This is a genomic window from Rathayibacter sp. PhB152 (assembly GCF_003751395.1).
In the GTDB taxonomy this organism is placed as follows: domain Bacteria; phylum Actinomycetota; class Actinomycetes; order Actinomycetales; family Microbacteriaceae; genus Rathayibacter; species Rathayibacter festucae.
The window spans coordinates 19,137-38,930 of sequence record NZ_RJUT01000011.1; the positions used below are offsets into that span (position 1 = coordinate 19,137).

A 19,794-nucleotide genomic window follows, 5' to 3' on the forward strand; every position below is an offset into this window, starting at 1 on the left:
CGGCGCTGATCCTGACGTGAGCATCGCTCGGCTGCTTCGATGAGGGCACCCCGTCGCGCTCGTCCTGCTGCGGCACGCACCGCCCGAGCCGAGAGGAGATCCGAACCGTGAGTCGCTCGTCCTGCCTTTGGAGCACGCCGCATGATCCACCCCACCAACGCGTTCGACTACCGCACCCTGCCGCTCGACGCGGACGCAGCGGCCCCCGCGACGTCGGCCGCCGCGTTCTTCGCCCCGCAGCCGGCCACGCGGGCGGAGCTGCCCGATCCCGAGCCGATCCTCGCCTGCCTGACGCTGCAGGTGGTCGAGGTCCTGGCCGGCTCCCGTGAGATCGACCAGCTGGCCCGCTGGCTGAGCGACGACGTCTACCGGCATCTGCAGAAGCGGGTGGTGATGGCCGCCCGCGCCCGCAGCCTCAAGGGGCGGTCGACGCAGCGCCTCCCGTCCACGGTCGGCCGGGTCGTCGTCACGGAGCCGCGGGACGGGATCGTCGAGGCGGTCGTCCTCGTGCACAACCGGGTGCGCACCCGAGCGGTCGCCATCCGGCTGGAGGGCACGGACGCCCGCTGGCGCGCGACCGCGATCAACGTGCTCTGAGACCGGTCAGCACCCGCGGCTCAGCGCTCGCCCGCCGATACGCACGCGTCAGCGGTCGCGGACGGGAGCCGCCGGCGGCAGCACCACCTGGACGCCCTTCTCGCGCAGCGCCTCCTCGAGCTCCGGCGGCGGCGGCGCGTCGGTGACGAGGTAGTCGGCCCGGCCGAGCTCCGCCACCTGCGCGAAGAGGGTCCGGCCGAACTTGGTCTGATCGGCCAGGATCGCCACCCGCTCGCAGCGCGCGATCATCTCGCTCATCATCACGCCCTCCGCCAGGTTGCTGGTCGAGTAGCCGTTCTCGGCCGACACGGCGCCGACGGAGATCAGGCCGATGTCGCAGTGCAGGTCGACGGCGCCGCCCGGCTCCGCAGCGGCGAAGCCCACCGGCCCGACCGTCGACTGGCCGCCGAGGCGGACGGCGCCGCCGAAGACGAAGAGCTCGCGGCAGGTCTTCGAGCCGATCTCGGCGGGAACGCGCAGGTTGTTCGTCGCGATGGTCAGCTCGCGGTGGTCGTTGAGGTGGCGGACGACCGCCAGCGAGGTGGTGCCCGCGTTCAGCATCACCACCGCCCCGTTCTCGACGAGGCCGGCGGCGAGCGCGCCGATCTTCTCCTTCGCGCCGCGCTGGATGCCGAGGCGCACGTCCAGGCGCTTCTCCGTCGCGGGCATCACCGAGAGGCTCACCGCGCCGCCGTGGGTGCGGACGAGGTAGCCGTCCGCGTCGAGCTGGTCGAGGTCGCGGCGCACGGTGTCGGCCGAGACGGCGAAGCGGCGGGCGAGCGTGGTCACCGTGACCTCGCCCGCCTCGGCGACGTAGGCGGCCAGATCGGCCTTCCGGCCGGCCGGCAGACGGAGCGGGACGTCGTTCGCAGCGGGGGCGTCGTCGGTGTCGGGCATGTGCGTTGTCTAACACCGCCGCGCCGGATCCTGCAACTTGTCGCACTCGGATCGCGGTGGATCCTGCGATCTGGACCGCGTTTGTCGCACATCTCGGCAATTTCCTGCTGGTTCTTGCAGGACCACGCACTGCCAGGTACATTCGCAGAACACAAGCGCAAGAATGCGCACACAACAGCAGATAACTGCAGAGTTGCAGGGAGTGACATGAGCAAAGGTGCTCGCATCAAGAGAGCCGTCGTCTTCACCGTCAGCGCGGCGTTCGCCGCGACGATGCTGACCGGCTGCAGCCAGGGTGGCGGCGACTCCGCGGCAGGCGGAGACGTCACCCTCGAATTCGCGCAGTGGTGGGAGCCCGAGCTCTCGGACGGCGCCCTCCGCGGCCTGATGGACGACTTCGAGGCCGCGAACCCCGGCATCACGGTCGACCTCCTCAGCGGCCCCTACGCCTCGACCAAGGAGCAGCTCTTCGCCGGCGCCGCGGCCGGCACGATGTCCGACGTCGTCGGTCTCGACGGCGCCTGGATCAGCGACTTCGCCAAGCAGGGCGCGCTGGCCGACCTCGGTCCTCTGCTCTCGGACGCCGGCTTCGACGAGAGCCAGCTCTCCTCGACCGTCGTCGTCGACGGCAAGACCGCGATGGTCCCCGTCGTCAACTTCGTCTACCCGCTCTTCACCAACGACGCCCTGCTCTCCGAGGCGGGCGTCAGCGCTCCGCCGTCGACCCGCAGCGAGTTCGAGTCCGCGGCGAAGGCGATCACGGCGCTCGGCGACAACACCAGCGGCTGGGTGCTCCCGCTCTCGAGCGACGCGCCCAACGGGATCCAGAACGACGTCATGTCCTGGGTCTGGGCCTCCGGCGGCAGCATGCTCGCCGACGGCAAGCCCGACCTCACCAACGACGCCGTCACCAGCGCGGTCGACTACATCGCACAGCTCGACGCCGACGGCGTGATCGCCCCCGGCGCCGCGACGATGAAGGAGCAGGACAAGGTCGAGGAGTTCACCAACGGCCGCGTCGGCATGATGATCGACTCCCTCTCGCACATCGCCACGATCCGGGAGTCCAACCCCGATCTGAAGTTCAGCATCTCGGCCATCCCGGCCGAGGACGGCTTCAGCGGCGAGCGCGGCATCCCCTTCGCCTCCTGGGGCATCGGGGTCTCGGCCAGCAGCGAGCACCCGGCCGAGGCCGCGAAGCTCGTGTCGTTCCTGATGAGCGCCGACACGAACTCGAAGCTGTCCACGCTGGCGAACGCCTTCCCCGGCAACACCGCCTCGACGCCGGACTTCTCGGACAGCGACCCGCTGTACCAGCAGGCCTTCGACATCTACTCGGCCGGCTACCCGGCGAACGAGTTCGTCGGCCTGCCCGTCGCCGAGCAGCTGATGCGCGACTTCGACGAGCAGCTGCAGGCGGCCCTCAACGGCGACCAGAGCGTCGACGAGGCGCTGGAGAAGTCCCAGGAAGCCTGGCTCGGCGAGTTCTGAGCCGTGACGCGTCCGTCCCCGATCGCGCCGCGGGAGTCCTCTCCCGCGGCGCGGTCCCCCCTCACCCCGTCCCCGATCGAAGGAGGAGCGCCGTGGTCTCCCTGCTGAGCGCCCCCCAGCGTCCCGCCTCCGGGACGCCCGCCCCCGCCCCCGCGGGCCGCCGGAAGCGCCGCGACCTCGCGCCCTACCTCTACCTCTCCCCCACGGCGATCGTGATGCTCGTCCTGATGCTCGTGCCGGTGCTGCTGGTGATCGGGTACTCGTTCTTCGACAACGTCATCACGAACCCGAAGCCCGCCTTCGTCGGACTCGCCAACTACCTCGAGGTCCTCGGCGATCCGAAGTTCCGCACGGCCACCGGCAACACGATCGTCTTCGTCGGCGTCAGCGTCGCCGCCCACCTGGTGCTCGGCCTCGGCTTCGCGATGCTGCTGAACTCGCCGCTCGTGCCGACCGTCGCCAAGTCGCTCTTCCGCGTGGTCTACGTCCTGCCGTGGCTGTTCACCGTCGCGATCATCGCCGTGCTCTGGCGGCTGCTGCTGAACCCGAACGGCGTGATCAACTACGCGCTGATCTCGCTCGGGCTGACCGACAAGGGCATCGAGTGGCTCGCCTCCCCCGCGACCGCGCTGCTCTCGGTGACCTTCATCAACATCTGGGCCGGCTACTCGTTCTACATGATCACTCTGCTGGCGGGTCTGCAGGGCATCCCGCACGACCTCTACGAGGCGGCGAAGGTCGACGGGGCGAGCGCCTGGCAGCGGTTCTGGAACGTCACGATCCCGCAGCTCAAGCCGATCATCATCAGCATGTCGGTGCTCGACATCATCTGGACCTCGCAGCAGTTCGCGCTGATCTGGATGACGACCGGCGGCGGCCCGATCGACGCGACCGAGATGCTCAGCACCTACACCTACAAGCTCGCGTTCAGCCGCTACGAGTTCTCGGTGGCCTCGGCGAGCGCCGTCCTGATCCTCCTCCTCACCATGGTCCTCGCGTTCTTCTACGTGCGGAACCAGAAAGCCAGGGACTGACGTGACCGCCACCGCCACCCGCCCGGCCGTCCGCACGCCGCGGCTCCTCGCCGCGAAGGCCGGGGTCTGGGTCCTCCTCCTCATCGGCGCCGCCTTCGCGGGCCTGCCGATCGTCTGGATGGCCGCCAGCTCGTTCAAGTCGAACACCGAGATCTTCGAGTACCCGCCCCGGCTGATCACCGACACGTTCTCGTTCTCGGCGTACGCCGGGATCCTGGGCGACCCGACGAAGGTCCGCTTCTTCATCAACAGCTACGTCGTCGCCCTCGCGGTCGTCGCGCTGACGCTGGTCGTCGCGATCCTCGCGTCCTACGCGTTCAGCCGCTACGAGTTCCGCTTCAAGCGGCCGATCAACATCATCATCGTCAGCGTGCAGGCGGTGCCGCCGATCACCCTGCTGATCCCGTTCTTCGGGCTGATGGTGACGCTGCGGCTCTACAACACCTATCAGGGGCTGATCCTCACCTATCTGGTCTTCACGCTGCCCTACGCGATCATCATGCTGACCGGCTACTTCAACACCCTCCCCCGCGATCTCGACGAGGCGGCGCGGATGGACGGGGCCGGCCCGATGACGGTGCTCTGGCGGATCCTGGTGCCGATCGCGATCCCCGGGATCGTCTCGGTCGGCGTCTACACCTTCATGATCGCGTGGAACGAGTACCTCTTCGCGCTCACCCTGACCCGCACCGACGACATGCGCACGGTGCCGATCGGCATCCAGCTGCTGATGGGCCAGAACTCCTACGAGTGGAACGAGATGATGGCGATGAGCATCCTCGGATGCGTTCCCGTCCTCCTCCTCTTCCTCTTCTTCCAGCGGTACTTCATCGGCGGCATGACCGCCGGGGCCGTCAAGAGCTGAGGCGCGCGTCCGCGCGTCCGGAACACCACCACCACCACGAGAAGGACAGTCAGAGAATGCTTGTTTCCGGAAAAGACCTGCTGGACGTCGCCAATGCGAACGGCTTCGCCGTCCCGGCGTTCAACGTCAGCGACTACGCCATGATGAACGGCCTCTTCGAGATCAGCGAGGAGAAGGACTCCCCGCTGCTCATCGCGATCCACCCCGACGAGCTGAGCCACACCGGAGTGGACATCCTGCACGCGATCATCGCCCGCGCCCACCGCTCCAGCGTGCCGGTGACCATCCACCTCGACCACGGCGCCACCTACGAGCAGGTCCTGCTCGCGATCAAGTCGGGCTTCACCTCGGTGATGATCGACGGCTCGATGCTCCCCTACGACGAGAACGTCGCGATCACCAAGCGCGTCGTCGACGCAGCGCACGCCGTCGGCGTCTCGGTCGAGGGCGAGCTGGGCACGATCGGCAAGACCGACAACGAGGCCGAGGACGGCGCCGCGAACATCATCTACACCGAGCCCGACGAGGCGGTCGACTTCGTCGCCGCCACCGGGGTCGACAGCCTCGCGATCGCCATCGGCACCAGCCACGGCCTCTACCCGGCGTCGATGAAGCCCGCCCTGAAGCTCGACCTGCTCGCCGAGATCAAGAAGCGCGTCGCCGTGCCGCTCGTCCTGCACGGCGGCTCGAACAACCCCGACGCCGAGATCGCGGAGTCGGTGAAGCGCGGGGTCAACAAGATCAACATCTCCAGCGACATCAAGGCCGCGTACCACAAGAAGATGCGCGAGGTGCTGGCCGACCCCTCCGTCCGCGAGCCCAACACGATCCAGCCGCCCTCCATCGCCGCGATGAAGGAGACGGCCGCCGAGAAGATCGACCTGTTCGGCTCCGCCGGCAAGGCCGAGCTCTACTAGGCCCGGCGAGACGCAGGAGAGCAGCGCGGTGAACGAGAGGATCGTGCTCGGACTGGGCGGGACCGTCGACTACGAGATCGACTGGGACGACCACGTCGTCCAGGCAGTCGCGGAGGAGTACGGGATCCGCGCGGACGAGCTGACGAGGACGGCGCCGGTCACCACCGAGCGCGAGCTCGTCGTGGCGCTCCTCGCGTTCCTCGCCGACGGTGCGGGAGGGGAGAGATTCGCCTCCTCCTCCCGCATCGTCGAGGAGTTCGCGCAGCGCTTCCCCCGGCGCATCACCCTCGGCGGCACCGGAGTGCGGGCGGGCTACGCGCTCGCCGTGCACGGCCTCGCCGCGGTGCAGCACCTGGTGAGCATCGACGACCACGTCCGCCGGCTCCTGCCCGCGGGCACGGAGTACGTCTCGAGCGCGACCACCGACAGCACCGACCCGCACCTGATCGTGCAGTTCCCCCGCGGCGCCCGGGTGCTCCTCGGCGACCGCGTGCTGGTGGCGCCGCATCCGAACCGGGTGATCTTCGCGAACGACCCGCCCAACCGCGAGCTGCTGCTGGCGGAAGGACTCGGCGGCGTGCTGGCCGACGCGGGCGTCTTCCTCGTCTCCGGCTTCAACAGCATCCAGGACGAGGCGGTGCTGACGGACCGGCTGGAGACGTTGCAGCGCCACCTCGCGGCGCTGCCCGCCTCCGCGGACGTGATCTACGAGGACGCGGGCTTCCACCTGCCCGCTCTGCAGGACCGGGCCCGCTCCGCCCTGCTCGGCTGCGTCGACGTCGTCAGCATGAACGAGGACGAGCTGCAGGCGCTGCTCGGGCACCGGCTCGACCTGCTCGACCCGGATGCCGTGGTCGAGGCGCTGGGCGCGGCCGCGGCGCTGCTCCCCGGCCCGGTGCTCGTCGTGCACACCCGGCACTGGTCGGCGGCCGTCGGAGCGGAGGCCGAGCGCTACCGCGCGGCGCTCCTCGGCGGAGTGACGATGGCGAGCACCCGCTACCTGCTCGGCGACGGCATCACCGCCGCGGACTACGACCGCGTCGCGCAGCTGCCGGCGCAGCCCGGCGGCGTCGCGGTCTGCACCGCGGTCACGGCTCGGCTGCAAGCCGTCTGCACGCCCGGCCTCGTGCTCGAGACCGACCGCCCCACCACGATCGGCCTCGGCGACACCTTCGCCGGCGGCTTCGTCTCGGCGCTGGTGCGGCACCGCGCCTGACGCCGCCGACCACGCGCCCGCGCTGTCGACGACGAAGGCCCCGCATCCCGCGCTCCGCTCGAGCGGAGTCGGGACCGGGGCCTTCGTCGTGCCGGTCGGCAGGGCCGGGATCAGCGGCGCTTGGTCTGCGCGCGGCGCTCCTGGCGGTTGTTCGGCGTCTCGTCGGAGCCGCCGGTCTGCTGGCCGAAGGCGCCGGTGGTCGCGGCGTCCTCCGCGTCGTCGGGACGCGCCTCGCGGGCCGCCGCGGCGCTGGCCTTCGCCGTCGCCGCCTGCTGCACCCGGCCGCGCTGGTCGCGGACCTCGACGCCGCCCGAGTCGCTCGGCGCGGAGTAGCTGAGCTTCTCGACCGGAGCGACCGGCTCGGAGAGGCCCTTCGCGGCGACGCCGGCGACCTCGCCCTGCTTCTGGGTGACCTCGACCTCGAGGTTGAAGAGGAAGCCGACGGTCTCCTCGCGGATCTGGCCCATCATCTGCTGGAACAGGGTGAAGCCCTCGCGCTGGTACTCGACCAGCGGGTCGCGCTGGGCCATCGCGCGCAGGCCGATGCCGTCCTTGAGGTAGTCCATCTCGTAGAGGTGGTCGCGCCAGCGGCGGTCGATCACCGAGAGCACGACGCGGCGCTCGAGCTCGCGCATGGCGGGGGAGCCGAGCTGCTCCTCGCGGCCCTGGTAGGCGAGCTTCGCGTCCGAGAGGATCTCGCGGCGCATGAACTCCTTGTTGATCCGGCCGCGGCTGCCGGCCTCCTGGACGACCTCGTCGATCGACAGGCTGACCGGGTAGAGGGTCTTCAGCTCGGTCCAGAGCGCGTCGAAGTCCCAGTCGTCGCCGTTGCCCTCGCCGGTGTGCACCTCGAGGATCTCGTCGATCACGTCGACGAGGAACTTCTGGGTGCGCTCGTGCAGGTCGTCGCCCTCGAGGATGTGGCGGCGGTCGGAGTAGATCGCCTCGCGCTGGCGGTTGAGGACGTCGTCGTACTTGAGGACGTTCTTGCGGATCTCGGCGTTGCGCGCCTCGACCTGCGACTGCGCGCTGCGGATGGCGCGCGAGACGACCTTCGACTCGATCGCCATGTCGTCCGGCACGTTGCCGCGGCCCATCAGGGCCTCGGCCGCACCGGAGTTGAACAGGCGCATCAGGTCGTCGGTGAGCGAGAGGTAGAAGCGGCTCTCGCCCGGGTCGCCCTGTCGGCCGGAGCGGCCGCGGAGCTGGTTGTCGATGCGGCGCGACTCGTGGCGCTCGGTGCCGAGCACGTAGAGGCCGCCGGCGGCCTGGACCTTCTCGGCCTCCTCGGCGACCTTGGCCTTGACGCCCGCGAAGACGTCGTCCCACGCGGACTCGTACTCCTCGGGGGTGTCGACGGGGCTGAGGCCCTTGGTCGACATCTCGGTGACCGCGAGGAACTCGGCGTTGCCGCCGAGCATGATGTCGGTGCCGCGGCCGGCCATGTTGGTCGCGACGGTGACGGCGCCGAGGCGGCCGGCCTGGGCGACGATCGCGGCCTCGCGCGCGTGGTTCTTGGCGTTCAGCACCTCGTGCCGCACGCCCTTCTTGGCGAGCAGGCGGGAGAGGTACTCGCTCTTCTCGACGCTCGTCGTGCCGACCAGCACAGGCTGGCCCGCCGCGTGGCGCTCGACGATGTCCTCGACGACCTGCTCGAACTTGACCTGCTCGTTCTTGTAGACGAGGTCGGCGTTGTCGATGCGCTGCATCTTGCGGTTGGTCGGGATGGAGACCACGCCGAGCTTGTAGGTCGACATGAACTCGGCGGCCTCGGTCTCGGCCGTTCCGGTCATGCCGGAGAGCTTGCCGTAGAGGCGGAAGTAGTTCTGCAGCGTGACGGTGGCGAGGGTCTGGTTCTCGGCCTTGACCTGCACGCCCTCCTTCGCCTCGATCGCCTGGTGGATGCCCTCGTTGTAGCGGCGGCCGGCCAGGATGCGGCCGGTGTGCTCGTCGACGATCATCACCTCGCCGTTGAGGACGACGTAGTCCTTGTCCTTCTTGAACAGGGCGCGGGCCTTGATCGAGTTGTTGAGGAACGAGATCAGCGGGGTGTTCGCGGACTCGTAGAGGTTGTCGATGCCGAGGTAGTCCTCGACCTTCTCGATGCCGGGCTCGAGCACGCCGACGGTGCGCTTCTTCTCGTCGACCTCGTAGTCCTCGCCCTCGATCAGGCGCGTGGCGAGGCCGGCGAACTCGGCGAACCAGCGGTTCGCCTCGCCCGAGGCGGGGCCGGAGATGATCAGCGGGGTGCGCGCCTCGTCGATGAGGATCGAGTCGACCTCGTCGACCACGGCGAAGAAGTGGCCGCGCTGGACCATGTCCTGCGCCTGCCAGGCCATGTTGTCGCGGAGGTAGTCGAAGCCGAACTCGTTGTTCGTGCCGTAGGTGATGTCGGCCGCGTACTGCTCGCGGCGCTGCTCGGGCGTCTGGCCGGAGAGGATCACGCCGGTCGTCATGCCGAGGGCGCGGAACACGCGCCCCATCAGCTCGGACTGGTAGTTCGCGAGGAAGTCGTTCACCGTGACGATGTGCACGCCGCGGCTCGCGATGGCGTTGAGGTACGCCGGCAGGGTCGCGACGAGGGTCTTGCCCTCACCGGTCTTCATCTCGGCGATGTTGCCGAGGTGCAGTGCCGCGCCGCCCATCAGCTGGACGTCGAAGTGGCGGAGGCCGAGGGTGCGCCGCGACGCCTCGCGGACGGCCGCGAAGGCCTCCGGCAGCAGGTCGTCGAGCGACTCGCCGTTCGAGTAGCGCTCGCGCAGCTCGACGGTCTCGTTCTTCAGCTCTTCGTCGCTGAGGTGCGTGAAGTCCTCTTCGAGGGCGTTGACGGCTTTCGCGTAGTTCTCGAGGCGGCGGAGGACCCGGCCCTCCCCGACGCGAAGGACCTTTTCGAGAACTGAGGCCACGGGGTACTCCAAAACGTAGAAGACAGGTGCCCGACGGCACGGCGCGGACGGAACCACACTAGCCGGGGCGGGCTGTGCGCGGTCCGACAGGGCGCGAAGAACCCCCCGGAGGCGGACCTCCGGGGGGTTCCCGGGTCAGACCGCGGCGGCCTCGGGCTGCGCGTCCGCCTCGTCGCCGAGGCCGATCACGCCGTAGTCCCAGCCCTTGCGGCGGTAGACGACGCTCGGGCGGTCGGTGTCCGCGTCGATGAAGAGGTAGAAGTCGTGGCCGACCAGCTCCATGTAGTCGACGGCGTCGTCGACGCTCATCGAGACGGAGGGGAAGACCTTCTTGCGGATGACGACGGGGCAGTACGGCTCCTCCGCGTCGTCCTCGTCCGCGGCGACCGGCTCCGGGGCCGGCTCCTCCTGCACGGGGATCACGCCCGTGCTCAGGCGCTCGAGCACCTCGGCGTCCGCCGGCTGGATCGCGACGACGCTGAAGTCGTCGGCCGCCGCGTCGCGCAGCGAGGTCGGCCGATGCTGACCGCGATGCACCTTCTTGCGGTCCTTGGCTCGACGCACCCGTTCGAGCAGGCGCCCGAGGGCGACGTCGAAGGCCGCGTACTTGTCGGCTCCGCTCGCCTCGGCCCGCACCACGGGCCCCTTGCCGATGAGCGTGAGCTCGACCCGGTCGCCGCCGGCGGCGCCCTTGCCCTCGCTGTGACGGCTCGCCTTGATCTCGAGCGCGAGCGCCCGGTCGGCGAGGTGGGCGATCTTCTCCGACTTCTCCGTCGCGTAGGCGCGGAAGCGATCGGTGATGCCCATGTTGCGGCCTGTGATGTCGATGTCCATGACAACCTCCCAGTCGAGTACGGCGTGCCGCCTTTCTCCGGGCGGACCGTTCACGCCGTCCCCCGAGCGTAGACCCGTGGTCACCGGATCGTCCCCGGGAGTTCATCAGGAAGTCGCGCTGCGGCCGCCGGGGGTCCCCGCGAGCGCGACCGCACCCGCCACGTCTCCCCCGCCCGCGCGGACGGCCCGGCGCAGCTCGAGCAGGGTCGCCCCCGAGGTGACCACGTCGTCCACCAGCAGGATCCGCTCGCCGTCGAGCGGACGCCTCGCGCGGAACGCGCCGTCGAGGTTCGCGCGCCGCTCCGCCCGGGCGAGGCCGACCTGGTCGAGCGCGAGCCGGGTCCTCGTGAGCGGCCGGGTGAGGCGCCCGCCCGCCGCGCGCACCAGCAGGTCGACGGGATCGAAGCCGCGCCGCAGGTGCCGCAGGCGCGAGCCGGGCGGTGCGACCAGCAGCGCCGGAGCGCCGTCGAGCGCCTGGAGCAGCACGGGCCGCAGCAGCGCGCCGAGCGGTCGCGCCGCGGCCACCCGCCCCTCCGCCTTGAGCGCGAGGACGAGCCGCCGCACCGTGCCGGCGTACTCCGCGCCGACGCGCACCTCGAGCGGGTCGTCAGCGGACCCCAGGCGGCGGACGTCCGGTCGCGCCCGCGCGGCGAGCGCCGCTGCGCAGTCCGGGCAGGGCACCCGCGTCGCCGGCCGGCCGCAGGCCGGGCAGTCGACCGGCAGCAGCACGGCGAGGGCGTCGAGGAGGTGATCGCGCAGCATCGGGCGAGTGTGCCCGGGTTCAGGACCCCATGCCGGTCTGCGTCGCGAGGAGCTCGATGCCTGTCGCGACCGTCTGCCACGCCGAGCCGCGCTGCTGGCGCAGCTCGCCGCCCTCGGCGAGGAGGCGGATCTGCGTCGAGGCGTTGCCTGCCGCGATCTGCACGGTCCCGGTGGTCGTCCCCAGCGGGGTGTCCCCTCCGCCGAGCTGGTTCATCGTCACCGTGTCCTCGCCGGTGGAGCCGCGGACGACCGAGACGACGTCGAGCTCGTCCGTCCAGGCGGCGGCGACCGCCGTGCCGAGGGTCGAGCGCAGCACGACCGGCTCGCCGACCGCGATCGGATCGCCGTTGGCCGAGCGGGTGACCCCGGCGACGAGCACGGTCGCCTGCTGCCCGTCCTGCGCGAGGGCGAGCATCCGCGTGCCGTCCCGGGACAGCGCGAACGAGGCGATCGACTCGATCTCGGGCCAGGCGGTCGCGACCTGCAGCGACCGGGAGCCGTCGGAGGAGTAGGCGACCAGCTGGCCCGGCGCCGCCGTGGGCACCGACCAGACGTAGCCGAAGGGGTCCATGCCGGGGGCCGCGAGGCCGCTCCGGGCGTCGAGCAGCACGTCGTCGACGCCGGGGGTGAGCAGCGAGACGCCGGCCGAGGTGAGGACGGCCGCCGAGGCGCTCGAGTCGGCGCCCCGCTGCTCGCCCAGGACCGCGGCCCGCGGCGAGAGGGCCGCGATCCGGTCGGAGACGGCGGTCTCGGCGAGTCCCGAGGAGCCGAGGAAGCCGAAGTCGCCGTCGGTCAGCACCAGCGGCCGGGTGTCCACCCGCGGCGAGGTCGGCAGCCCGGTCACCTCGGTCGGGATCTCGATCGGGTTCTGCTGCACCGAGAGCGAGACCCCGGTGACGTTCGAGACATTGGCCAGGCTCCTGCCGAGCTGCAGCGCCATCCGGCGCCACTGCCGCTCGTCGGCCTCGAGCGCCGCGGAGTTCAGGTCGACGACCGCCCGCTGCGCCTCGACCGGCACCGTCTCGGCGGCGAGCGCCGTCCCGGTCGGGAAGGCCGAGACGACGGCGGACGAGTCGCGGAGCCACGGCGTCGGCCCGCGCAGCAGCTCGGTGACGATCGTGGTGCTGGTCGAGCTGTCCGCGCGCGAGGCGAACCAGCGCAGGTCCGGCACCAGGTAGGAGTAGCTCGGGTCGAAGAAGTAGAGCGCGTAGGTGGAGAACACCTGCTCGAAGGTGGTCCGGTCGATGACGACGCCGCTGGGTGGTGAGCTGATCCGCCACTCGCCGTTCTCCTGGACGAAGCCGTAGTCCAGCTCCAGCGCGGTGGTCGTCGCGACCTCGGAGTAGACGCCGGTGGCGTCGACCTCGGCCACGGGGGTGATGGTGAGCGAGAGCGTCGACGCGCCGGGCTGGGTCGAGGAGCGCTGGCCCTCGTCGACGGTGACGTGCTCGCCCGGCGTCCAGTCCGCGCCGGTGGAGAGGAACTCGCGGGCGATCTTGTAGTTGTTCTGCGGGCTCGACGCCGCGTCGATGAAGCCGGTGAGGATCTCGAACTGGTCGGCGCCCTCGGCGGGGCCGGAGGGGAGGAAGTCGTACTGCAGGTCCTGCGGCGCCGTGTCCGGGCGGCCGACGCCGACGTCGCCCCCGCGCGGGATGCCCGCGCAGCCGGCGAGCGCGGCCAGCAGCAGCACCGCGGCGACGGCGGAGCGCACGCGCCTCACTGGACGACCCCGTGCTCGGGGACGCCGCCGAGCGGCAGCGGCGGCAGGACGATGGGGCCGGAGTAGGCCTGCTCGCCCGCGTCCACGGGCGGCAGGGGCAGCGGGGAGGCATCGATCCGCTCGCCGCGCCGGCGCGGGACGGTGAGCCGGAAGCACGCGCCGCGGCCGGGCATCGACCAGACCTGCAGCCAGCCGTGGTGCAGCGCGGTGTCCTCCTGCGCGATGGAGAGGCCGAGGCCGGTGCCGCCGAGGGTGCGGCGGCGGGACGGATCGGCGCGCCAGAAGCGGTCGAAGACGCGGACCACCTCCTCCGAGCTCATGCCGTGACCGTAGTCGCGGACGGCGAGCGCCACCGCGGTGGCGTTGCTGTCGACCGTGACCACGATCTCGCGGCCGTCGCCGTGCTCGACCGCGTTGCCGAGCAGGTTGCGCACGATGCGGCGGATGCGGCGGGCGTCCATCTCGGCGTCGAAGTAGCCGCCGGGGGCGGAGAGCGTGAGCCGCGAGCCGTTCGCCTCGGCGATCCCGCGCATCCCCTCGATCTCCTCGCCGGCCAGCCGCACCAGGTTCACCGGCTCCAGCTCGAGCTCGGCCGAGCCGGCGTCGTGCCGGGAGATCTCCAGCAGATCGGCGAGGAGGCTCTCGAAGCGGCCGATCTGGCCGTGCAGCAGCTCGACGGTGCGCTCGGCGACCGGCGGGAAGCCCTCGCGCTGGTCGTAGAGCACGTCACCGGCGAGCTTCATCGTGGTCAGCGGGGTGCGCAGCTCGTGCGAGACGTCGGAGACGAAGCGCTGCTGCACCCGGCTGAGCGTGGCGAGCTCGCTGATCTGCTCCTGGAGGCTGTCGGCCATCCCGTTGAATGAGCGGGCGAGGGTGGCGATCACGTCCTGTCCCCTCTCCGGGATGCGCACATCGAAGTCGCCCGCGGCGAGGCGCTGGCTGGTCTCCGCCGCCACCCGAACGGGCGCGACCACGATCCGCACGACGACCCAGCTGACCGCGCCGATCAGGAGGATCAGCAGGATGCCCGCGATGTTGAGGACCTGCTGCACGAACTGCAGCGTGCGCTCCGCGTCCGCGAGCGAGTAGCCGATGTAGAGCTCGTAGCGCCCCGCGGAGCTCGGCAGCTCGATCGTCGAGCCGACGACGATGCCCGGGAGCTGCTGACCCGAGGCGCCGAGGCTCACCGACTGCCAGTACTGGCCGTCGGCGCCGGCCTGCACCCGCGCGCGCAGGTCGTCGCTGATGACGCCGTTCTGCAGCTCGCGGTTGTAGCTGTCCTGCGGGGCAAGCGAGGACGCCTCCTGATCGGGCGCGCGCACGACCGCGATCAGGGCGGAGGAGGAGGCGTCGCGCACCGCGGTGCGCACCGAGTTCATCACCTCCTCCATGTCCTGCCGGGTCGAGACCGTCGCCGCGTCGAGGTAGCCCTGCGCGGCGCGGGTGGCGCGCGAGGTGTCCCCGGTGACCTGGTCGAGCCGCGACTGGAACAGGTTGTCGCTGATGCTGTAGGAGAGGTAGGCGCCCGTCGAGCCGATCGCGATGCCGCTGAGCAGCACGGTGATGGCGACGGCGCGGAACTGCAGCGAGCTCCGCCAGGCTCGGAGCACCCTCCGCGGCCAGCGCCGCAGCGCCGGCGCCCGGAAGCGGCGCGCGAGGCTCACGTCAGCTCGGCAGCACGGAGCCGGCGCGGTAGCCGACGCCGCGCACGGTCATCACGATGCGCGGATCGTCCGGGTCCTTCTCGACCTTCGCGCGCAGGCGCTGCACGTGGACGTTCACGAGCCGGGTGTCGGCCTTGTAGTGGTAGCCCCAGACCTGCTCCAGCAGCATCTCGCGGGTGAACACCTGCTGCGGCTTGGAGGCGAGGGCGAGGAGGAGGTCGAACTCGAGCGGCGTCAGGCCGATGCGGGTCTCGCCGCGGCGGACCTCGTGCCCGGCGACGTCGAGGCTGAGGTCGCCGACCTGCAGGACGGCGTTGGCGGCGACCTGGGAGGGGCGCAGGCGCGTCTTGATCCGCGCGACCAGCTCCTTCGGGTCGAACGGCTTGACCATGTAGTCGTCCGCGCCGGACTCGAGGCCCTGCACGACGTCGGAGGTGTCCGACTTGGCGGTCAGCATGATGATCGGGACGCCGGACTCCGCGCGGATGCGGCGGCAGACCTCGATGCCGTCGATGCCGGGCAGCATCAGGTCGAGCAGGACGAGGTCCGGCCGGGCCCGGCGGAAGGCCTCGAGGGCGCCCGTGCCGTCGGCGCAGAAGGAGACGTCCCAGTCCTCCGCGCGCAGGACGATGCCGATCATCTCGGCCAGGGCCGCATCGTCGTCGACCACCAGGATTCGCGCGCTCATGGGGTCAGGCTAACCGACGCGAGTGGGAGCACGGCCGCGCCCGACCGCGAGGGCCGAGCGCGGCTGTGACAGCATGGGAGGGATGACCGACGCAGCTCAGTGGCCACCGCCCGCCGGGGCTCCGGAGGACGGCGACGCACGGCCGCGCGTCGCCCCCGTCGCACCGGTCGCGCCCGTGTCCTGGACTCCGACGGCGGGTCCCGCCGGCCCGCCCCCGCCGCAGGGCTGGACTCCCCCGCCCAAGCCCGGGCTGATCCCGCTGCGGCCGCTCGGCTTCGGCACCCTGCTCGGCGCGCCCTTCGCGGTCCTCCGCCGCAGCCCGCGCACCACCCTCGGCGTCGCGCTGCTCGTGCAGGGCCTCGGCTCGCTGCTCGCCCTCGTGCTCTACGGCGCCGTCGCGCTTCTCGCGGTCGGCCGGATCACCCAGGCCGAGGTCGCCGATCGTGACGCCGTCGCGTCGGGGTCGCTGGCGATCGTCGTGCTGGCGGCGCTGATCCCGCTCGCCGTCACCCTGGCCACCGGCGCGCTCATGCAGGGCGTCGTCGTGCTCGAGGTGTCGCGCGCCGTCCTCGGCGAGCGGCCGACGCTGCGCGCGCTGCTCCGGCGGCTCCGCGGCCGCTTCTGGGCGCTCGTCGGCTGGACCGTGCTGCAGGGCGTCGGCGTCCTGGTGCTGGTCCTCGCCGCGGCGGCGCTCTCGGTGCCGCTCTTCCTCCTCGGCTCCCAGGACGCGGGGGCCAGTGCCGTCGTCGGCGGGATCCTGGTGCTCGTGCTGGCCGGCCTCGCCGCGACCGCGGTGGGTGTCTGGCTCGCGACGAAGCTCGCGCTGGTGCCGAGCCTCCTGGTGCTCGAGCGGCTCCCGCTGCGCCGGGCGGTCGCGCGCTCCTGGCGGCTCGTCACCGGCGGGTTCTGGCGGACGTTCGGCGCGCTCGCGCTGATGGCGGTCATCATCCAGGCGGCCGGGCAGGTGGTCTCGACGCCGTTCAGCCTGCTGATCCCGATCGGCGGGGCGCTGGTCGCGCCGACCGATCCCGACGCGCAGGTCGTCGCGTCGATCGTCGTCGCACTGCTCTCGGTCGCCGTCGGCCTCGTCGTCGGCGCGGTGGGCACGGTGCTGCAGTCGGCGGTCACCGGTCTCGTCTACCTCGATCGCCGGATCCGGCGCGAGGGCTTCGACCTCGTGCTGATGCGGCACGTCGAGGAGCGCGCGGCCGGGCGCGAGTCCCCCGATCCCTTCCCCGCTCCGGAGCGGACCGCGCCGTGATCCGCCTCGCGCTCGCCACGGCGCCGCTCGACCCCGATGCGCAGGAGGCCCGCCGCCTGCTCCTCGAGGAGCTCGCCGATCCGCGCTACCGCGCCGCCGAGCCGAACTGGTTCGACCGCCTGGTGCAGGCCGTGCGCGACTGGTTCACCTCGCTCACCCTGCCGGGCGACGGGGTCGGCGTGCCGCTCGCGGCGCTGATCGGCGTGCTCGTGCTGGTGGTGCTCGTCGTGGTCGCCCTCGTCATCGCGGGACGGCCGCGACTGCGGCAGCGCAGTCGCGTGACCGGGGCGGTCCTCGCCGACGACGACGGCCGCTCGGCCGCGGAGCTGCGCGCCCTCGCCGAGGCGGCGGCCGCCCGGGGCGACTGGGACGAGGCGCTGGTGGAGCGGTTCCGCGCCCTGGTGCGCGCCCTGGACGAGCGCACGATCCTCACCGTCTCGCCCGGCACCACCGCGCACGGCTTCTCCCGCAGGGCCGCCGCCGTCTTCCCCGCCTCCGCCGACGCGCTCCGGCGCTCGGCGGAGGCCTTCGACCGGGTCCGCTACCTCGGCCTGCCCTGCGGGCGCGAGGACTGCGAGCGGGTCGCCGAGCTCGATCGCGCGCTCGCGGCCGCGCCGGTCCCGCTCGAGGCGCTGCGATGACGGCACCCACTGCCTCGAACGCGTCGGACGCTCCCGTCGACACCGTCTCCTCCCCCACGCTCGGCGCGCTGCTGCGCCGGGGCCGGATCTGGGCGCTCCTCGCGGCGATGGTCGCCGTCGGCACGGTCCTGCTGACCGTGGCGACCGGCTCCCCGGTGCCGGCCGCCGACCTCGACGTCGACAGCGCGGCACCGGACGGCGCCCGCGCGGTCGCCCAGGTCCTGCGCGAGCAGGGCGTCGACGTCGTCCGCGCCGACTCGCTCGACGAGGCCCTGCGCGCGGTCGGTCCGGGCAGCACGCTGCTGATCGACGATCCGGGCTCGGCCCTGGACGAGGAGCAGTACGCCCGGCTCGCCGAGGACCCCGCCGCGGTCGTCCTCGTCGAGCCGTCCGGCGCGGCCCTGGACGCGCTGCTGCCCGACGTCGCCTTCGCCGGCGCTCCGCAGGAGGACGGCGTGCTCGCCGCCTCCTGCGCGCTGCCCGCCGCGGAGCGCGCCGAGGGGATCCCCGCGGGCGGCAGCACCTTCCGCGTCCTCGAGGGCGAGGCCGTGGGCTGCTTCCCGTCCGGTGACGACGCCTTCGCACTCGTCGCCGACTCCCCGGCCGGCGGCCCCGGCGTGGTCGCCGTCGGCGACGCCGACCTGCTGCGCAACGGCACCGTCGCCGAGGAGGGACGCGCCGCCCTCGCGCTGGGCCTCCTCGGCGGCGAGGACCGCCTGGTCTGGTACCGCGCCGGCGCGGCCGACGCGACCTCCGCCTCCGTCGACCCGGCCGATCTCGCGCCGGGCTGGGTCACGCCTGCGCTGCTGCTGCTCGTCGGGGTGTTCGTCGCCTCCGCCGTCTGGCGCGGGCGGCGCTTCGGCCCGCTCGCCGTCGAGCCGCTGCCCGTCGTCGTGCACGCGAGCGAGACCGCCCGCGGCCGGGCCCGCCTCTACGCCCACGGTGCCACCCGGGTGCGCGCGCTGGACGCCCTGCGGATCGGCACGCTGCACCGCTCCGCCGCCCTGCTCGGCGTGGCCCCGTCGAGCGGAGTGGACGAGGTCGTCGCGGCGGCCGCGGCCCTGCTCGAGCGCGACCCGCGCGCCCTGCGCCGGCTCCTCGTCGACGACGAGCCGGCGGACGACGCCGCTCTCGTGGCCGCCTCCGACGAGCTCCTGCGCTTCGAGAGCGCGCTCCGCGCCGCCCGCGCACCCCGCACGGGCACCGCAGCGGCCGGCACCGCCGGACAGGGCACCACAGGACCCGGCACCGCCCGACCCGCGCACGACCGCCTCGACCACGATCAGCCCGACCACGAACGACCGGAAGGCCCCCTCCGATGAGCGACTCCTCCCTCCCCCCGATCGCGGACGACGAGCTCCGCCGCGAGCTCGACCGTGTCCGCTCCGAGGTCGGCCGCGCCGTCGTCGGCCAGGACGGCGCCGTCTCGGGGCTGCTGATCGCCCTGCTCGCCGGCGGACACGTGCTGCTCGAGGGCGTGCCGGGCGTCGCGAAGACGCTGCTCGTGCGCGCGCTCTCGGTCTCGCTGGGCCTGGACACCCGGCGCGTGCAGTTCACCCCCGATCTGATGCCCGGCGACATCACCGGCTCGCTCGTCTACGACGCCTCCACCTCGGGCTTCGCCTTCCGCGAGGGCCCGGTCTTCACGAACCTGCTGCTCGCGGACGAGATCAACCGCACACCTCCGAAGACGCAGGCCGCGCTGCTCGAGGCGATGGAGGAGCGCCAGGTCAGCGTCGACGGCCGCACGCTCCGCCTCCCCGACCCGTTCCTCGTCGCGGCGACGCAGAACCCGGTCGAGTACGAGGGGACCTACCTGCTCCCCGAGGCGCAGCTCGACCGCTTCCTGCTCAAGCTGGTGCTGGACGTGCCGCCGCGCGACGTCGAGGTCGAGGTGCTCTCGCGGCACGCGGCCGGCTTCGACCCGCGCGACCTCGCCGCCGCGGGCGTCCACCCGGTGCTGGACGCGGGGCGCCTGCGCGCGGCCCAGGCCTCCGTCCGCCGCGTCGGCGCCGGCCCGGACGTGCTCGGCTACATCGTCGACCTCGCCCGCGCGACCCGCGAGAGCCCGAGTGTGAAGCTCGGCGTCAGCCCCCGCGGATCGACGGCGCTGCTCGCCGCGAGCCGCAGCTGGGCCTGGCTGAACGGCTACGGCTCGATCACCCCGGACCACGTCCAGGCGATGGTGCTGCCCGTGCTGCGGCACCGGATGCAGCTCCAGCCCGAGGCGGAGCTCGAGGGCGTGCGCACGGAGGCCGTCCTCGGCGGCATCCTGCAGCAGGTCCGCGTCCCGGTCTGAGC

Annotated in this window: 17 protein-coding genes; 10 read left to right on the top strand and 7 right to left on the bottom strand. The window is 72.2% G+C overall.

Annotation, left to right across the window (positions count from 1 at the left end):
• Nucleotides 1-141: 141 nt before the first annotated feature.
• Nucleotides 142-597 carry an Rv3235 family protein gene (locus EDF36_RS19720; RefSeq protein WP_221180885.1) on the top strand — a complete coding sequence of 152 codons (456 nt, stop codon included), beginning with the start codon at nucleotides 142-144 and terminating at the stop codon, nucleotides 595-597.
• 48 nt (nucleotides 598-645) lie between these two features.
• On the opposite strand, the gene EDF36_RS19725 is transcribed toward EDF36_RS19720, so the two are convergent.
• On the bottom strand, nucleotides 646-1,494 hold the full coding sequence (locus EDF36_RS19725; RefSeq protein ID WP_123734322.1) for a DeoR/GlpR family DNA-binding transcription regulator: 849 nt from the start codon (nucleotides 1,492-1,494) through the stop codon (nucleotides 646-648).
• Between the two features lie 207 nt (nucleotides 1,495-1,701).
• Here EDF36_RS19725 and EDF36_RS19730 point away from each other — a divergent pair, with 207 nt between their 5' ends.
• The 5 genes from EDF36_RS19730 (at nucleotide 1,702) to EDF36_RS19750 (ending at nucleotide 7,017) form a co-directional block, all read left to right on the top strand.
• Nucleotides 1,702-2,985 (top strand): sugar ABC transporter substrate-binding protein, encoded by a 1,284-nt coding sequence (locus EDF36_RS19730; RefSeq protein ID WP_123734323.1) that lies wholly within the window; start codon nucleotides 1,702-1,704, stop codon nucleotides 2,983-2,985.
• Between the two features lie 92 nt (nucleotides 2,986-3,077).
• Complete coding sequence (locus tag EDF36_RS19735; RefSeq protein ID WP_243840061.1) at nucleotides 3,078-4,019, top strand: carbohydrate ABC transporter permease; 942 nt, start codon at nucleotides 3,078-3,080, stop codon at nucleotides 4,017-4,019.
• Nucleotide 4,020: 1 nt separating this feature from the next.
• The gene (locus EDF36_RS19740) at nucleotides 4,021-4,884 is read left to right on the top strand and encodes a carbohydrate ABC transporter permease (protein ID WP_207901631.1); all 864 of its coding nucleotides are present in this window, start codon (nucleotides 4,021-4,023) and stop codon (nucleotides 4,882-4,884) included.
• A gap of 56 nt (nucleotides 4,885-4,940) precedes the next feature.
• Nucleotides 4,941-5,801: a ketose-bisphosphate aldolase gene (locus tag EDF36_RS19745; RefSeq protein ID WP_123702677.1), complete on the top strand. Its 861-nt coding sequence runs from the start codon at nucleotides 4,941-4,943 to the stop codon at nucleotides 5,799-5,801.
• A gap of 28 nt (nucleotides 5,802-5,829) precedes the next feature.
• On the top strand, nucleotides 5,830-7,017 hold the full coding sequence (locus EDF36_RS19750) for an ADP-dependent glucokinase/phosphofructokinase (RefSeq protein WP_123734324.1): 1,188 nt from the start codon (nucleotides 5,830-5,832) through the stop codon (nucleotides 7,015-7,017).
• Between the two features lie 110 nt (nucleotides 7,018-7,127).
• On the opposite strand, the gene secA is transcribed toward EDF36_RS19750, so the two are convergent.
• From secA to mtrA, 6 genes are all read right to left on the bottom strand, one after another.
• The gene (secA, locus tag EDF36_RS19755) at nucleotides 7,128-9,923 is read right to left on the bottom strand and encodes a preprotein translocase subunit SecA (protein WP_123702673.1); all 2,796 of its coding nucleotides are present in this window, start codon (nucleotides 9,921-9,923) and stop codon (nucleotides 7,128-7,130) included.
• A gap of 135 nt (nucleotides 9,924-10,058) precedes the next feature.
• Complete coding sequence (hpf, locus tag EDF36_RS19760) at nucleotides 10,059-10,757, bottom strand: ribosome hibernation-promoting factor, HPF/YfiA family (protein ID WP_123444397.1); 699 nt, start codon at nucleotides 10,755-10,757, stop codon at nucleotides 10,059-10,061.
• A 105-nt stretch (nucleotides 10,758-10,862) separates the two neighbouring features.
• Nucleotides 10,863-11,519, bottom strand: coding sequence for a ComF family protein (locus EDF36_RS19765; RefSeq protein WP_123734325.1), 657 nt, complete (start codon nucleotides 11,517-11,519; stop codon nucleotides 10,863-10,865).
• Nucleotides 11,520-11,538: 19 nt separating this feature from the next.
• Entirely contained in the window at nucleotides 11,539-13,230 is a 1,692-nt protein-coding gene (locus tag EDF36_RS19770) for a GerMN domain-containing protein (protein ID WP_185020577.1), read from the bottom strand.
• A gap of 5 nt (nucleotides 13,231-13,235) precedes the next feature.
• Entirely contained in the window at nucleotides 13,236-14,903 is a 1,668-nt protein-coding gene (gene mtrB, locus EDF36_RS19775; protein ID WP_132435837.1) for an MtrAB system histidine kinase MtrB, read from the bottom strand.
• A 1-nt stretch (nucleotide 14,904) separates the two neighbouring features.
• Nucleotides 14,905-15,591, bottom strand: coding sequence for an MtrAB system response regulator MtrA (gene mtrA, locus EDF36_RS19780; RefSeq protein WP_123444394.1), 687 nt, complete (start codon nucleotides 15,589-15,591; stop codon nucleotides 14,905-14,907).
• 82 nt (nucleotides 15,592-15,673) lie between these two features.
• On the opposite strand from mtrA, the gene EDF36_RS19785 reads away from it, so the two are divergent.
• From EDF36_RS19785 to EDF36_RS19800, 4 genes are read left to right on the top strand one after another with little or no spacing between them, the layout of a single operon-like run.
• Complete coding sequence (locus tag EDF36_RS19785; protein ID WP_123734327.1) at nucleotides 15,674-16,852, top strand: hypothetical protein; 1,179 nt, start codon at nucleotides 15,674-15,676, stop codon at nucleotides 16,850-16,852.
• The gene (locus EDF36_RS19790; protein WP_123734328.1) at nucleotides 16,849-17,493 is read left to right on the top strand and encodes a DUF4129 domain-containing protein; all 645 of its coding nucleotides are present in this window, start codon (nucleotides 16,849-16,851) and stop codon (nucleotides 17,491-17,493) included. The genes EDF36_RS19785 and EDF36_RS19790 overlap by 4 nt, the downstream gene beginning before the upstream one ends.
• A complete protein-coding gene (locus EDF36_RS19795; protein WP_123734329.1) occupies nucleotides 17,490-18,815 on the top strand; it encodes a DUF4350 domain-containing protein in 1,326 nt (441 codons plus the stop codon). The genes EDF36_RS19790 and EDF36_RS19795 overlap by 4 nt, the downstream gene beginning before the upstream one ends.
• Entirely contained in the window at nucleotides 18,812-19,792 is a 981-nt protein-coding gene (locus EDF36_RS19800) for a MoxR family ATPase (RefSeq protein WP_123734330.1), read from the top strand. The genes EDF36_RS19795 and EDF36_RS19800 overlap by 4 nt, the downstream gene beginning before the upstream one ends.
• Nucleotides 19,793-19,794 lie beyond the last annotated feature (2 nt).